General features: G+C 66.3%; 12 protein-coding genes. 5 read left to right on the forward strand and 7 right to left on the reverse strand.

Going from position 1 to position 13,592, the window contains the following annotated elements; translation table 11 throughout:
* Window positions 1–232: 232 nt before the first annotated feature.
* Both tap and tpg read left to right on the forward strand, forming a co-directional pair.
* The gene (gene tap, locus ACFXOM_RS31435) at window positions 233–2,464 is read left to right on the forward strand and encodes a telomere-associated protein Tap (RefSeq protein WP_385040653.1); all 2,232 of its coding nucleotides are present in this window, start codon (window positions 233–235) and stop codon (window positions 2,462–2,464) included.
* Between the two features lie 15 nt (window positions 2,465–2,479).
* Window positions 2,480–3,037 (forward strand): telomere-protecting terminal protein Tpg, encoded by a 558-nt coding sequence (tpg, locus tag ACFXOM_RS31440; RefSeq protein WP_384936306.1) that lies wholly within the window; start codon window positions 2,480–2,482, stop codon window positions 3,035–3,037.
* Between the two features lie 509 nt (window positions 3,038–3,546).
* On the opposite strand, the gene ACFXOM_RS31445 is transcribed toward tpg, so the two are convergent.
* The 4 genes from ACFXOM_RS31445 to ACFXOM_RS31460 all read right to left on the reverse strand — a co-directional run bounded on the left by ACFXOM_RS31445 (window position 3,547) and on the right by ACFXOM_RS31460 (window position 6,625).
* Window positions 3,547–4,425: an ETX/MTX2 family pore-forming toxin gene (locus ACFXOM_RS31445; RefSeq protein WP_385040656.1), complete on the reverse strand. Its 879-nt coding sequence runs from the start codon at window positions 4,423–4,425 to the stop codon at window positions 3,547–3,549.
* Between the two features lie 49 nt (window positions 4,426–4,474).
* On the reverse strand, window positions 4,475–5,374 hold the full coding sequence (locus ACFXOM_RS31450) for an ETX/MTX2 family pore-forming toxin (RefSeq protein ID WP_385040659.1): 900 nt from the start codon (window positions 5,372–5,374) through the stop codon (window positions 4,475–4,477).
* A 278-nt stretch (window positions 5,375–5,652) separates the two neighbouring features.
* Window positions 5,653–6,138 (reverse strand): hypothetical protein, encoded by a 486-nt coding sequence (locus tag ACFXOM_RS31455; RefSeq protein ID WP_385040662.1) that lies wholly within the window; start codon window positions 6,136–6,138, stop codon window positions 5,653–5,655.
* The gene (locus ACFXOM_RS31460; protein WP_385040664.1) at window positions 6,131–6,625 is read right to left on the reverse strand and encodes a transposase; all 495 of its coding nucleotides are present in this window, start codon (window positions 6,623–6,625) and stop codon (window positions 6,131–6,133) included. The genes ACFXOM_RS31455 and ACFXOM_RS31460 overlap by 8 nt, the downstream gene beginning before the upstream one ends.
* A gap of 1,278 nt (window positions 6,626–7,903) precedes the next feature.
* On the opposite strand from ACFXOM_RS31460, the gene ACFXOM_RS31465 reads away from it, so the two are divergent.
* Both ACFXOM_RS31465 and ACFXOM_RS31470 read left to right on the forward strand, forming a co-directional pair.
* Window positions 7,904–9,160, forward strand: a complete 1,257-nt coding sequence (locus ACFXOM_RS31465) for a protein-glutamine gamma-glutamyltransferase (protein ID WP_385040714.1) — start codon at window positions 7,904–7,906, stop codon at window positions 9,158–9,160.
* Window positions 9,161–9,338: 178 nt separating this feature from the next.
* Window positions 9,339–9,632 (forward strand): winged helix-turn-helix domain-containing protein, encoded by a 294-nt coding sequence (locus ACFXOM_RS31470; protein ID WP_385040716.1) that lies wholly within the window; start codon window positions 9,339–9,341, stop codon window positions 9,630–9,632.
* Between the two features lie 109 nt (window positions 9,633–9,741).
* Here the strand turns inward: ACFXOM_RS31470 and ACFXOM_RS31475 are convergent, their stop codons facing one another.
* Entirely contained in the window at window positions 9,742–10,197 is a 456-nt protein-coding gene (locus ACFXOM_RS31475; RefSeq protein ID WP_384936292.1) for a DUF5946 family protein, read from the reverse strand.
* A gap of 317 nt (window positions 10,198–10,514) precedes the next feature.
* Here ACFXOM_RS31475 and ACFXOM_RS31480 point away from each other — a divergent pair, with 317 nt between their 5' ends.
* Window positions 10,515–10,661 carry a hypothetical protein gene (locus ACFXOM_RS31480; protein WP_384936290.1) on the forward strand — a complete coding sequence of 49 codons (147 nt, stop codon included), beginning with the start codon at window positions 10,515–10,517 and terminating at the stop codon, window positions 10,659–10,661.
* A gap of 253 nt (window positions 10,662–10,914) precedes the next feature.
* Here the strand turns inward: ACFXOM_RS31480 and ACFXOM_RS31485 are convergent, their stop codons facing one another.
* Window positions 10,915–12,438 (reverse strand): PucR family transcriptional regulator, encoded by a 1,524-nt coding sequence (locus tag ACFXOM_RS31485; protein ID WP_385040666.1) that lies wholly within the window; start codon window positions 12,436–12,438, stop codon window positions 10,915–10,917.
* Complete coding sequence (locus ACFXOM_RS31490; RefSeq protein WP_384936283.1) at window positions 12,435–13,451, reverse strand: DUF917 domain-containing protein; 1,017 nt, start codon at window positions 13,449–13,451, stop codon at window positions 12,435–12,437. The genes ACFXOM_RS31485 and ACFXOM_RS31490 overlap by 4 nt, the downstream gene beginning before the upstream one ends.
* Between the last annotated feature and the right edge of the window lie 141 nt (window positions 13,452–13,592).

Raw genomic sequence — 13,592 nt, forward strand, 5'->3', positions numbered from 1 at the left:
GCCAGATCCGCATCCGCGTACGCCTCCGCGAGTCGCCCCGCCCCCACCCCTGACCACCCGCACTCCGCACTGATCACACTTCGATGGCACAGGACACGCGCGGACGTGATCGCGGAGCCGTTCACACGTCACGACCATCAAAGGAATTGTGCGCGATAGGGGCGACCTTCGTACGTGCAATGTACGTGAAAAGTACGGTTCATGGGGTAGCCTGATCGCCAGGAGGTATCCCATGTCCGAGTTGTTCGACGCGGTCGACGCGCTGGTCGCCTCCCGATCTCCGCTGCCGCCCCCGGCGGAACGCAAACGACTGCGCCAGGCGCACGGTCTGACGCTGGACGAGGTGGCCGCCGCACTGAAGGTACGGCGCGCGACGGTCAGTGGCTGGGAGGGCGGTAGGACCGAGCCGCGGCCGCCGGAGCGCGACGCATACGCCCGCATGCTCAAGCAACTCGCCCAGCTGTACCCCGCCCATGCTCCGGTGCCCCCTAAAGACACGGCGGTTCCCGAGACGCCTGCCGTTCCGGCCGTGACCGCTCCTGCACCGTCGGTTGCCGAACCGGTCCAAGACCGCACCGGAGTCACAAGCCCGACTGCAGAGCCTGCGAAGAGCGCACGGCGCCCCGCCGCTCCGGCCGCTGCGCCCCGCCGGGCGCGCACCACCGGGCCGTCGTCGACCTCGCGCCGTCCCGGCGCGCGGAAGGCGGCGTCGGCCGGAGTCTCGACGGGCGGCGCCGACCCGCGGTTCGAGAACGGGCCGCTGGCGGTCGTCGACGTCGAAGACGGGCAGGTTCTGGCGTACTGCACCGGCGGCCTGGTGCTGGACGTTCCCGCCAAGAGCTTGCCGTACCTGGTGGACTGGACACTCAAGGAGGCGAAGCTCGGTCAGGCGAAGCTGTCCGGGCCGGGCAAGGACGCCGACCCGCTGCTCGTGCTGACCGAAGCCGCCCTCGAGCGCTACGGACTCCCGGTCACGCTCACGGAGGAGGAGCGGCTCGCCGGGCGTCTGGGGGAGGGGCACAAGGTCGTCAAGCAACTCGTGCGTGCGGAGTGGAAGCTCACGCAGCGGGGGTTGGGGCCGTGGGCGCGGATCTACCGCCCCGCGACCGGTTCGGAGCGGGCCTGCGTACAGCTGTGCATCCCGTCGTGGCATGCGCTGGACACCCGACACTGGGGCGCGGCCGGGCAGCTCCCGCCGGCCGAACTGGCCCGGGTCCTGGGCGTGTACGCCTCGCGGGTGATGACGCCGCGCGGATCCACCGCCGTGACCGGCCTGGAGCTGATGACCGCGCTGCACCCGGCGACCCGCGCTTCCGAGCCGGACGCTGACGGCAAGCGGCACTCCGAGCGCAACCCCGGCAGCCTGGGTAAGAACCCGGTCGACCCGGCGCCGTGCGAAGCTCCCGACGGGCACCCGGTACTCAAGGACCTGCCGCGCTTCCACGTGCGCGGACCGGAAGAGAAGCTGTTCGAGGAGGCCTACGACTGGGCGCGCCCGATGACCGATGCCGAGTGCACCCTGCGGTACCTGGTCGGCATCGACGTGAACATGGCCTTCGCAGCAGGCGCCAACGGGCTGTCCGTCGGCCTCGGAGCGGCGACGTACGTCAAGGCCCCGGCGTTCGACCCGAAGCTGCCCGGCTCGTGGCGCGTCGACCTGAGCCACGTCGACCTGTCCCGCGTGAAGGTCGGCGAGGAGTGGGTGGCGCTGGACGGCAGCCTGCTGCCCTCTCCGTTCACGCCGAAGGGCGACCGACCCGGGGGTCCGGCCTGGTACGCGACTCCGACGGTGGCGTACGCAGTGGAGCTCGGCTACGAGGTGCGTCCGCTGGAGGCGTGGGTGCGGCGCGAGAACGGTCGCTACCTGGACGGTTGGTACAACCGGCTGCGTGATGCCTACCTCGCCACGATGGCTGACCTCGGCGTCGACGCCGACCTGTCGCCGGAGGGTTTCCTCACGGCGATGGACGATTACAAGGGCCGCGACCCGGAGCTCGCGATCGTCGCCTCGGCGATCAAAGCCACGGTGAAGGGCGGCCTGGGCAAGCTGCGCGAGCGCCCGCGCGGCGAGGGCTGGCGGCCCGGCGAACCGTGGCGCGCCCTGTCCCGGCCCACCTGGCGGCCGGACATCCGCGCGGCAGTCATCTCCCGGACCCGCATCAACCTGCACCGCAAGATCGTCAAGCACGCCGCCTTCACCGGGCAGTACCCGGTCGCGATCCTCTCCGACTGCGTCGTCTACGCGGCCAACGGCCCCTCGCCGCTGAACTTCCTGCCGTACCGGGACGGAAAGCCGCTGCCCGGCGGCTTCAAGCTCGGCGTCAACCCCGGCTTGGTCAAGCACGAGGGCACCCAGGAGGTGCTGTGGGGCGAAGAAGTGCGCGAGCGGTTCAACGCACCGGAACTCAACCTCGCCCGGTACATCAAGGACGGCACCGTCACCGACGTCGACAACGGCGAGTAATGGAGCAGATGGACGATGAGTCTGTTCGGGGACGGCCTGGACACCGCCGTGCATAAGGCGTTCACCCGCCCGGCGCCCAAGCACGCGGGCCCGCAAGTGCGGTACCTGGTCAAACAGCTCAAGGGCACCAAGGCGGTCGCTGAACTGCTCGGGATCTCCCAGCGCCAGGTGGAACGGTACGTGGCCGGCCAGGCCCGCCACCCTCGCACGGCCCTCGCCGCGCGCCTGGAGCGTGAGGTGAAGAAGCGGTGGCAGCCGCAGATCCGGGCCAAGGCCCGGCAGAAGGCGGCGACCACGGGCGGCATCGTCATCGATACCCGCGCTCGCCTCGGCTATACCGCGCCGATCGGTTCCACGGACGAAGACCGCATCCGCCACCTGACCGTCGCCCTGCCGCCCCACTACGCCGCCCGCCTCTTCGACGCCCAGCAGGCCGGCGCCAGTGACCGCGAACTCAAGGAGATCGCTGCCGAAGCGCTCAAGGAGGTGTACTTCCAGGACGGCGGCCGCCGAGCCGGCCAACTGGAGGAGATCCGCTTCTCGGACGTCGAGCACCTCGAGTTCGACCTATGACAACGCCACGAAACCACCCGCGAGCCCGTCATCGGTGCCGGGCCCCGCGAGTACATCAGGACGTCGCGTGCTGGGAGGGGGGAACAGCGCGGGGGAGGCCCAGCATGCCGATCAGCGCCTCCGCATCCCCTCGTTTGTGCTGGCTTCCAGGTCATCTCCGAGCGCGACGACAAGGGCTCGATCATCCTGCCCTTGGACAGGCTCCCCAGTGAACTGGCAATCGTGGATGTGCGCGTGTGAATGGTGACGGCAGACTGACACGTCAACGGGACCTCTGGCAGCTGGTAGATCCTGGTTGATCCACTGCACTACCAGAGGTCCCGTTCTCGTATGCGATCTCCCGCTCTCTCTTGACCAGGGCGGATGCCGCTCAACTACGCGTCACTGCCTCCGCACCTTGCCCTTGAAGACCCGCGTTTCCCCTGCCCGTCGGCTGATGGAGGCCGTGTTCGACACTTCCATCGAACGCTGACCGCCTACGGCCGCCGACGGCATCGGGACTCGTCCGTCTAGTGCGCGGTCACGGTCCGGGTGTACGGCTTGGGGACCGTGGCCCCCGGGACCTGCGGAGCGAACGTCACGTTCACGAGGTAGTTCGTCCCGTAGGTGGCCGTGTAGGTGCCGGTGCCGTTGAACTTCACCTTCTTGTTGGCGTCGTCGAGGGTGAGGGTGCTGGGAAGTGCCGGGGCCTTGCCCGTTTTCTGGGCGGTGGAGAGGCAGTCGTACAGTGAGAGGTTCTTCTCGCCGATGCCGTACGAGGGGTCCCGGGCGTACTGGACCTCGTCGAAGGTTCCACCGAGGGTGGCCTTCAGCGCCAGCTGTCCGGTGGTCTCGACCTTCTGCAGGTTCACCGTGACATGAGCCACGGTGTGCGGCGGGACCTCGATCTGCTGCGTGGGCGAGGTGTAGGTTCCCACCGCATTGACTTCCTGAACCTGTTTCTCACCGAAGTTCACCGTGGTGTTGGTGAACTTCTTCGGCACATTGGCGAGTTGGGCCAACAAGCCGAGTACCTTGCCCTTGAAGGTGACACCGTTCCTGACGGACGTGCTGATGGCCTCGGGAACCTTCTTGGTGAAGGACTGGGTGGAGAGCTTCAGGGCGTCATCGGTGTCGTTGGTGAGAATGCTTGTCCCCATGTACCAACCGTCGCCGAGGCTGACGCTGGGCTCACCGACCGCGTGGGCGACGGCGTTGGCGTTGGTGACCCCCGTCGAGTCGATCTTGATGATGGGCTGGGGGTCACCGATCTTCCCGACGTTGCAGTAGGGCAACTGCGACGCGATGGTCTTGTCCAGGTCGGTCAGCTGGGCCGTGTCGGCGGAAGCGGTCGGCGCCGTGAGCGTACCGACGAGCAGCAACGAGCCGGAGAGTCCGACGACTTTCATCGCCCTTGTTGTTTCCCTCGTAGGCGCGAAGCGCAGTTTTCGCCACATCTCACGCCTTCTCGTTCGTGCTGATGGTGCGGCTGAAGGGCTTGGGGACCGTGGCCCCCGGGACCTGCGGAGCGAACGTCACGTTCACGAGGTAGTTCGTCCCGTAGGTGGCCGTGTAGGTGCCGGTGCCGTTGAACTTCACCTTCTTGTTGGCGTCGTCGAGGGTGAGGGTGCTGGGAAGTGCCGGGGCCCTGCCCGTTTTCTGGGCGGTGGAGAGGCAGTCGTACAGTGAGAGGTTCTTCTCGCCGATGCCGTACGAGTGGTCCCGGGCGTACTGGACCTCGTCGAAGGTTCCACCGAGGGTGGCCTTCAGCGCCACCTTCCCGGTGGCCTCGACCTTCTGCAGGTTCACCGTGACATGAGCCACGGTGTGCGGCGGGACGTCGATCTCCTGCGGAGGGGAGGTGAAGGAAAACGTCTCCTCCTTCCTGCTCTCCGTAGTGGAGTTGAAGGAGTACTCCGTGGTGAAGTCGTCACCGATGGAGATGCCCTTGGTGATCTGGAACTTCGCGGAGATCTTGTTGGTGACCTTGAGTCCCTGGCTGACCGAGTTCTTCACGCTCTCGGAGATGGCCTTGGTGAACGACTGGCTGGTGAGCTTGATGGTCTTGTCCGTGGAGTTGGTGAGTTCGCTCGTCCCCAGGTACCAGCTGTCGCCGACGCTGATGTCGGGATCACCGTCCTGCACGGCCGTGACATGGGAGCTCGTGACCCCCGTCGAGTCGATCTTGATGATGGGCTGGGGGTCACCGATCTTCCCGACGTTGCAGTAGGGCAACTGCGACGCGATGGTCTTGTCCAGGTCGGTCAGCTGGGCCGTGTCGGCGGAAGCGGTCGCCGTGCCCATCACGCCCACGAGGAGCGTCACTCCGGAAATTCCTGCGATCTTTAGAGTTTTCATCAGTTCTCCCTTTGCAATCTCATGTATGACCGTGGTAGCGCGACATCAAAAGCCCTACGTTTGCCGGTCTTTGTGGCAGCGAATGTAAGGGAAGGTATCTTCTCGATTCACTCCTACATCTGAGCATCTCGTATGTCGAGATGAATATGTGTCAATACGTAGAAATGATACGGGACTTGTATGTGCTGCCCGTACACGGCAGCTGTGAGTTTTGACTGTGATGCTGAATCAACGGGTCGCCTCTGCAATGAGGTTGTTCGAGAGTCGGCGGCCGACTGCTACTTTTGCTGGTGATGGCGGCGCCAGGCGCACCAGAACAGGACGTGCTCCAGGTCGCGGCGAGGCGCAGGGATGACGACGACGCGCCGGATGGCCAGCAGTTCCTGAAGGCCGGCGGGGAAGAGTTCGGCATCGGCGGCGCCGAACTCGCGGCTGCAGCCGCGGCTGTGGGCGACGGCGAGGACGGCCGCCGCCGGCAGGCCGATCAGACTCCAGCGCATCCAGGAGTTGCAGCAGGTGACCTGGCCCTGGTCGAGATCGGGGGTGGCCCTTGGCGCCTTGGAAGTCCTCTTCGATCTCCCATCTGGTGCAGATGATGTCCACGAGGTCGGCGAGGCTGACGGGGTGGTGGAGTGGCAGCGGTAGAAGGACAGTTCGCAGGTGCAGCGGTGGCGGCACACGATCACGACGGCCTGTCCGCCGCTGTGCCAGGTGTCCTCGGCAGGGGCTTCGTGGGCGCGTACGTCGATCAGGGCCTCAGTCATAGTGCAGGTCGCCCTTCAAGCCGTGCCCGGTGCGCATCCGCATCCAGGAGCGGGCCGGGCCCCTGGCGGCCAGCGTGGCGATGGTGAAGGGGCCCGCACCGCTGGTGACGCGGTGGTCGGCGGTGACGGCCAGGGCGTAGTCGAAGCCGAGTGAGCGGGCGGTGCGGCGCAGCGCCGGGCCGCGGTATACCTCGTCTCCGGCAAACCAGCGGCCGGGTGTATGCCGCAGGGGGCCGGCTCGCCGGAGCATGACGGCGGCAGGCTGCGGCTTGGTGGCGAAACCGATCTCGTCCGGCACGTGCCGCAGCGGACGGCGCTCCTCGTCCCCAGCCCAGCCGGCCGCCAGGTGCAACTCCCGCTCGATCAGGACGTGTCCGCATCGGGAGGCGTAGGTCAGGTGCACGGCGTCCTGGCACAGACCGATACCGCCGAGCGTCCCGGAGCACTCATGAGCCGCTCCCACGCAGTCGGTGGAGGACGTTTTCATCCCGAGCGGCTTCAGGGCCAGCAGTCTGTGGACGGCCTGGAGGATGGCACCGATCCGGTGGGTGGAGCATGTGACTCGCCAGGAATTCCCGGGACTTCAGCTGTGCGAAGGCGCTTTCACACGGAGCCCTTAGGCCGGAGTGTTCCCGGTTGAACTATTGAACCGAACACCAGGCGCCTCGGAACCGTCAATACTCGCGTGATGGCCGGAGGGAGCTTTACCAGCCTTTTCACAGAGGGGAAGGGCGAGTGACGGGGCTGTCGGTGGAGTGAGGCGAGCGAGAGCTCGCAGTGGCGAATGGCGGAGATCCAGCGCTTCTGGAGGCGGGCGTGGTTCGTATGGATTTGAACTGCCGAGTGCTGACCGCGGCTTCCGCAGCTGGGTCACCACCTCTCTACGGGGCCCTTCGTCCCGGTCGGCAGCGCCGTCATCGAACGCTCCCCGGGATTAGAGACCTCACTGCCAGCAGCCTCACCTCAGACCATGTGCCCGGGGTACGGAGAGTGTTACCGCTCCGTTTCCAGAGTTGGGCTGGCTCGGAGCGGTGACCGAATACTGCCCTGTGCGACGGCGTGGCCGAATGTGAAGCCACTGAGTTGTCGGGGAGTTGGCACCGGGACATGATCCTTTCTCGTACAACCTGACCATTCGTGCGGGAGTCGAGATGTGATGCACCAACCCCTCAACGGGACGGACTGGACGGCCTGCGGGCTGGCTTCCGATCCCCGTGTCCCCGGAGACCACGGTGAAAGGATCCGATCCCGGGACCGTTGGAAACCGTCGCGCAGAGGAAGCCCAAGGAGAGTCCTCAGCCCGGGCCCGAACTCAGGCCGTCCCGGTTCTTTCCGCGCTACGGACGCCGTGCACGCGCACGTTCACCACGGTCGGCGCCTGACGGTGTCAGCTTCATGGGCTCCGCCCCGCGTGCCGCGGTCCGCCACCGCGACCCAGGCCACCCGGTCCGGGACGCATCGTCGTCCCGGGGCCCGAACTGCCGGGTCGGCGGCCCTGCCTGATCGGTCCGGCCGGACCGGATCCTGATCGTGGTGGTCTCCGGTCGGCTGAGACGACGTGGCCATCTGTCCGGCGACTCACCATCGCCGTCCCCCGCACCCCCGTGCGTCTCCTTGCGCCGATGCCTCACCGCTTCCGGTGCAGCGACGCAGGAGTGCGAGGCCAGGTCCCGGAGGGCAGCGCACGACGTTCCCCTGTACGGCGTCGTCCCTCTCGCATGCCGTCGCTCCATGACGTTTCACTGCAAAGGAGTTCGTGATTTTCATGCACAAACGCTCGAGACTTCTCGCCTTCACCACCGTGGGCGTAGTGATGTGCACCGCTGCTTTCGTACCTTCGGTCAGCCAGGCCGCCAACAGGGTTGACGGGGAGGAAAGGGAGTCCTACGCCACAGAGCACGGCCTGACGGCAGATGATGTCAGGCACATCAACGCATTGAACGAGAAGGCTCTGAGCCTGGGGCAGCCCGGCAAGCCGTCAGGGGTGTCGCTGCCGAGCCCCATCGAATCCCTTGGGGCTTCCGCTGCGGCAAGCGGCAGGGTTACGCCTCCCGCCGAGCCGCTTGACAGAATCCCTGACGCCTACCGAGCGTACGGGGGAAGGGCGACCACGGGCGTCAGCAACTACATACGCAAGTGGCAACAGGTCTACAGCCACCGCGATGGCCGGGTACGGCAGATGACCGAAGAGCAGCGAGAGCAACTGTCCTACGGTTGCGTTGGCGTCACCTGGGTCAACTCAGGCCCCTACCCGACGAACAGACTGGCGTTCGCCTCCTTCGACGAGAGCACATACAAAAACGCTCTGGAGAACACCAACCCCCGGCCAGGCGAGACACAGGCAGAGCTCGAAGGGCGCATCGCCAAGGAGAGTTTCGACGAAGGAAAGGGATTCAAACGGGCTCGCGACGTGGCATCCATCATGAACAAGGCCCTGGAGAACGCCCACGACGAGGGGACCTATCTCGATAACCTCAAGGCAGAACTCGCAAGAAACAACGACGCACTGCGCAACGAAGACGCCCGCTCGAACTTCTACGCGGCGCTGAGGAACACCCCCTCCTTCAGGAGCAGAGATGGGGGGAACTACGACCCGTCCAGGATGAAGGCGGTCATCTACTCCAAGCACTTCTGGAGCGGACAGGACCCGCGGAGCTCCTCCGACAAGAGGAAGTACGGCGACCCTGATGCTTTCCGCCCCAACCAGAGCACCGGCCTGGTCGACATGTCGAAGGACAGGAACACCTCGCGCAACCCCAGCAACTCCGGCGAAAGCTATGTCAATTTCGACTACGGATGGTTTGGGGACCAAAAAGTAGCAGATCGCAACCAGACCGTGTGGACGCATGCCAACCACTATCACTCGCCCAACGGTGGCATGGGCCCGATGCGGGTATACGAGAGCAAATTCCGGAACTGGTCTGCCGGATACGCAGACTTCGACCGCGGGGCCTACGTGATCACGTTCATACCCAAAAGCTGGAACACAGCCCCCGCCAAGGTGACGCAAGGCTGGCCGTAACCCGGCCCCTCACCGGAAACCAGCCTGGCGCAGCTGCCTTCACGTTGCCGCTGCCTCATGCGACGGGCTCCCGGGATGGATCGCCAGGCTGGAGCGGGAACTGGAGCGCGGTCCGCTTGCTCACGGGTGGGTGGACCAGCGGTGGACGCTGGCGCGGGTGAAGACGCTGATCGGGTGACTGTTCCGCGTCTCCTACACGGTGGAAGGCACGTGGCGGCTGCTCAAACAGCACGGCTGGTCCCGGCAGCCGCCCGCGTGCCGAGCCATCGAACGTAGCGACGAGGCGGTCGAGCTGTGGAAAAAGGAGGACTGGCCGTGGGCCAGAGCACCACGGCTGAGTGAGGCGGCTGGATCGTGTTCGAGGACGAGGCCGGTCAGTCCGCAACCGCGCCGTAGCCGACCTGTGCCAGATCACCAGGGCCGTCAAGCAACGGCTCAAGCAGATCCAGCACCGCCCGGACCTGCTCGATAGCTGCCGCACCGGCACCGGCCTGATCATGAATGGCTGACCGGCATCACCCATGTCACGTTCAGCATCCCCAGCAGGCTGTGGGTTCACTCCTCGACGGGCCCACGGTCGGTCACGTGCTGCGACTCCACGCGTCGACGGTGGCGGCGGCCCAGGCCCGGACGCGTTCCGTGAACTCTTCGGCGGGGAACGTCCCGTCGACAGCGACATCTTCGATCGTGACAGAGAAACGGAGCGGCGGCGTGTCCCGTTGCGGCAGTGCTGCCTCGCCGGCGACTCGTGAAGGCATGCCCGTCACGCGATGGGAGTTGCCACGACGAGCCCGACCGACAAGCCGGTCCACTTCGCTGAGGCCGCCTTCGAGATAGGTGTGTAGGAGCGTCCATGCCATCGCACCGCCGTCAGCGGGAAGCCGGCTGGGATGCTGGAACAGGAAGCAAGCGACCGAGACGCCGTGCAACGGCCCCCAGGGTGCCTGCCGCTCATGGTCCAACGCGAGCAGGACATGGAAAAGATCGCCACAGGATCGTTGGTCCAGGGACACACCGCACTCCGCGCAGGATTCCATGCCCTCTCCTTGATCGTCGAAGCGCAGCGTAGGACGTTCGCGACAGTCGCGCAGCTGAAAATCCTGGCTCCTCAGGACGGTGCAGTGCGTCCCGATTCCGTGACGGTAGAGACGGGTTGCTTTCCGTCTTGTGGGGTTGAAGCGACCGCACCGCACCTCCCGGCGACCACGGGGCTCAGTACGGGGCGAAGGTGTTCACCGGCGCCTGCCACCAGGCCGGGATCCGCCTATCCATGGGAGCGGTCGGCACCTCCGCGGACAACGCCCCGCGGAGTCCTTCTTCGCCTCGCTCAAGCGGGAGATCCTTCCCGACGGGCGTGGCTGGCACGACCGAACGAGCCTCCCGGCTCGTGGTCTTCCGCTGGCTCGACTTCGACAATCGCCTGCGCCGACACTCCACGATCGGCTACCCCACGTCAGCCGTCTTCGAACAAAGATCAACTACGTTGGCCATCGCAGAGTGACAACCGGTGTACACGATCAAAGTGGAAGGCTCCTGCACAACTCACCCTGCACCGAGTCGAGCCGCTGACTTTGGCGTGCTGTCGTCGGGGCTGGCGATATGTGATCGTCGCGGTATGCCTCTTGTGCCGCGGACGGCTGACCTGCCATCAGCGCCATGGACGGCCCGAGCCGCGTCGATGCGGCGATGACCCGCGCATCCGAGCGCTTGATCGGCCGTACCGCGAAGAGGTACACCACCACGGACGAAAGAACTCAGCGCGCTGCACGGCAGGCGATGCGCAGGGCGAATCGGATGGCTGGGTCCTCCAGCCGCATGTCGAGTAGCTTCTCGATCCGGTCCAGCCGTTTGAGCACGGTGTTTCGGTGGACGTGGAGGCTCTTGGCGGTGGCGGAAGCCGAGGACTCCAGTGTCAGATACGTCTCCAGGGTGTCCAGGAGTGTCTTGTTGGCAGGTTCCAGCAGTGCGCCGAGCAGGAGGTGGCTACGGCGTACGGTCTCGTTGCCCGACGCGACGGTAAGGATGAGGCGGCGGGGATCCGTCGTGTCGGCGTGCTCGACCCGGTGCCGGCCCGGGGACAATCCTGCGATCTGGGCGAGCTCCCAGGCTTCGGTGAGGGACTTGGCCAGCCCGGAGGGCCCCGGCTGCGCTCTGCCGATTCCAGCCACCAGGGCCGTGCCGGGGATGGAGGTGAGTGATCGGCGGACGGCGTTGATGATGGCGGAGAACCGACTGGGAGTCGGTTCGTCTCGCTCACTCAGCCACGCTGCCCAGCTGCCGCCGAGTTCCACCAGGGGAGCGACGAGCCCTTGGAATTCCAGGGCGTGGCGCAGGCGTGAAGTGGTGGCTTGGCTCCGCGGGGTGGTCGTCGCCGTCGGGCGGATGCGTACGCCGATGTGCCAGCCGTCCAGGGTCCAGCCTGCTTCGAGGGCCTGCTCGACTGTTGGCGGCGTGACCTGGTCGCCCAGGGTCAGGAGTTCGGTGAGCACCGAGGACTGGAAGGCGGCATCACGCGCGGCTTCGAGTTGGTTGGTCGTGGACCAGGCCGTGACGGCCCAAGCGGCGATATCGAGGGCGGCTTTGACGGTGTCGAGTTCGGCGTCGGTGACGTCGGGTGTCTCGGCGATCAGCCATAGCGGTGCTCCACGCCTGCCGGTCGTGCCGGCCGGTAGTGCGACGAGCACCCCGGATTCGTCTCGGATCGTCGCGGCAACCGCAGTGCGCAGCGTGTCGTCCAACTGTCGGGTCGGAGCCTCCCCGGCCAGCGGGGTCCCCTCGGAGCTCAGGATCGCGCAGCGAGCGGGCAGAAGGGTGTTCAGGGCTCGCACGGTGCTCGCAGGACTGGCGGGGCGTCGACTGAGGTGCGCCGCGAGCCGGGCACAGGTGAGTCCCCGCTGTGTTTCAGCGCTGTGTACAAGGGCGTGCAGGCGTTGCGCGAGGTCCAATGGCGTGGCTCCGGACGCGGAGACGAGGGGCAGCGCCAGGCGATCGGCCAGCCACCTGGTAGAGCTGAGGACCGACGCCGTTGCGGTGTGCACGATCAGTGCGCTGGCCTGGGATACGCGGGCCCTCGGCAGCAAGGTCTCGAGCTGGTATCCGCTCGGGTCGTCGAGGACCAGGGCCGCATGAGCACTGAACCTGGTCAGGTCCGGTTCCGTCGGGGCGCACAGGTGTACGTCGGCCACGGCTTGCTCGAGTCCCCCGGCCCCGCCGAGCAGGGATGCTCCGTCGAGCACCGTGCCGGCGAGAAGTTGACGGACTGTGGGATGACCGGTCATGACTGAGCCCAGCTGTATCCGAATGCCGCGGGTGAAGCGAGATGGGAGAACGCTGGTTCGGTCCACCGGCTGGGGGCTGGGTAGACAAGCACGTCGACCTGGTAGCCGGCGGCTACCGTCTCCGTGAGCAAGGGCGTCCTGGTGCGCTGGTCAAGCAGGCAGATGATGTCCGGTGCCGTGGCGACGATCTGGCCCCGGTCGAGCACCATGAGGAACTCGTTGCGGGTCTCGATGCGTAGCGGGCGATTGTCCGGTGGGCCCAGCCACACGACAACGCTGCCGTGCGCGGCTTCGACTCCGGGCTGCCACGTCACCTCGCTGACACGCCCGGATCCGAGGTGACGGCTCGGCTCGGCGTCAAGGGAGCGTCCGAGTCCCAGTGCTCGGGCGAGTGCGCCATGGACGCCTGCTGCTCCCGCAGCTGCAGTGTCGACGGGATACCCGGCGAACGCCGACCAGCCACCCATCGTCACCGTGAGGGTGCGAATGTACCGCTCGGCTTCGTGGCCGGTGATGGCTTCGGCGGTGATGGTGTGGCCGCGAGAGTCGCTCAGAGTGAACGGTGCGATCGGAATACCGACCGCGTCGTAGGTGGTCTGGTCCAGCCAGGACAGCCCTCGCCCCATGCAGTCGACGTCCACCAGGGGCGTTTGTGTCTGTGCGGCCACGATCAGGGGGAGGAAGGCGTTCACGCCGGCGGTCTCGTAGCCGCAGACATACACGGGGCGCGTTGGGGTGAGTGCGTCGCGTAGCCGGGTGAACGCACGGGTGCATTCATAGCCGTTGCTCGGCTTCTCGGTGAACGCGGTGACGGAGCCGACCAGACCGGTGCTGATCAGCATGCCTTCGTCCGGTAGATCAGCGTGGTCGTAGACGGTGACCGGTCCGTACGTGGCCAGCACCTCCCGGGCCAACAGTTCGAACAGCCAGGGGTCCCCAGCGCCCCCTGAGCCCAGTACCGAGGCCCCGGTGGCCAGAGGCCGTAGATCGGCCGCGTCAAGGATCCAGCTCATGGTCACCTCTCTCGTCTCGGAGAGGGCACTTTACCCACCTGCATCGTGATTCATGGACAGTTTGCCCACTGACAGTCCCCCCTTCAAGACCTAGCGTCGGAGACAACCGCAGTGGTCCAGTTCATCCTGATTTGAACAGAG

Source organism: Streptomyces sp. NPDC059169 (assembly GCF_042755225.1).
Classification (GTDB): domain Bacteria; phylum Actinomycetota; class Actinomycetes; order Streptomycetales; family Streptomycetaceae; genus Streptomyces.

What these genes read in the sequence shown, in the direction of transcription:
- tap (WP_385040653.1), top strand. Translation starts at nt 233, where the DNA reads ATGTCCGAGTTGTTCGACGCGGTCGACGCGCTGGTCGCCTCCCGATCT.
- tpg (WP_384936306.1), top strand. Translation starts at nt 2,480, where the DNA reads ATGAGTCTGTTCGGGGACGGCCTGGACACCGCCGTGCATAAGGCGTTC.
- ACFXOM_RS31445 (WP_385040656.1), bottom strand. Translation starts at nt 4,425, where the DNA reads ATGAAAGTCGTCGGACTCTCCGGCTCGTTGCTGCTCGTCGGTACGCTC.
- ACFXOM_RS31450 (WP_385040659.1), bottom strand. Translation starts at nt 5,374, where the DNA reads ATGAAAACTCTAAAGATCGCAGGAATTTCCGGAGTGACGCTCCTCGTG.
- ACFXOM_RS31455 (WP_385040662.1), bottom strand. Translation starts at nt 6,138, where the DNA reads ATGACTGAGGCCCTGATCGACGTACGCGCCCACGAAGCCCCTGCCGAG.
- ACFXOM_RS31460 (WP_385040664.1), bottom strand. Translation starts at nt 6,625, where the DNA reads ATGAAAACGTCCTCCACCGACTGCGTGGGAGCGGCTCATGAGTGCTCC.
- ACFXOM_RS31465 (WP_385040714.1), top strand. Translation starts at nt 7,904, where the DNA reads ATGCACAAACGCTCGAGACTTCTCGCCTTCACCACCGTGGGCGTAGTG.
- ACFXOM_RS31475 (WP_384936292.1), bottom strand. Translation starts at nt 10,197, where the DNA reads ATGGAATCCTGCGCGGAGTGCGGTGTGTCCCTGGACCAACGATCCTGT.
- ACFXOM_RS31485 (WP_385040666.1), bottom strand. Translation starts at nt 12,438, where the DNA reads ATGACCGGTCATCCCACAGTCCGTCAACTTCTCGCCGGCACGGTGCTC.
- ACFXOM_RS31490 (WP_384936283.1), bottom strand. Translation starts at nt 13,451, where the DNA reads ATGAGCTGGATCCTTGACGCGGCCGATCTACGGCCTCTGGCCACCGGG.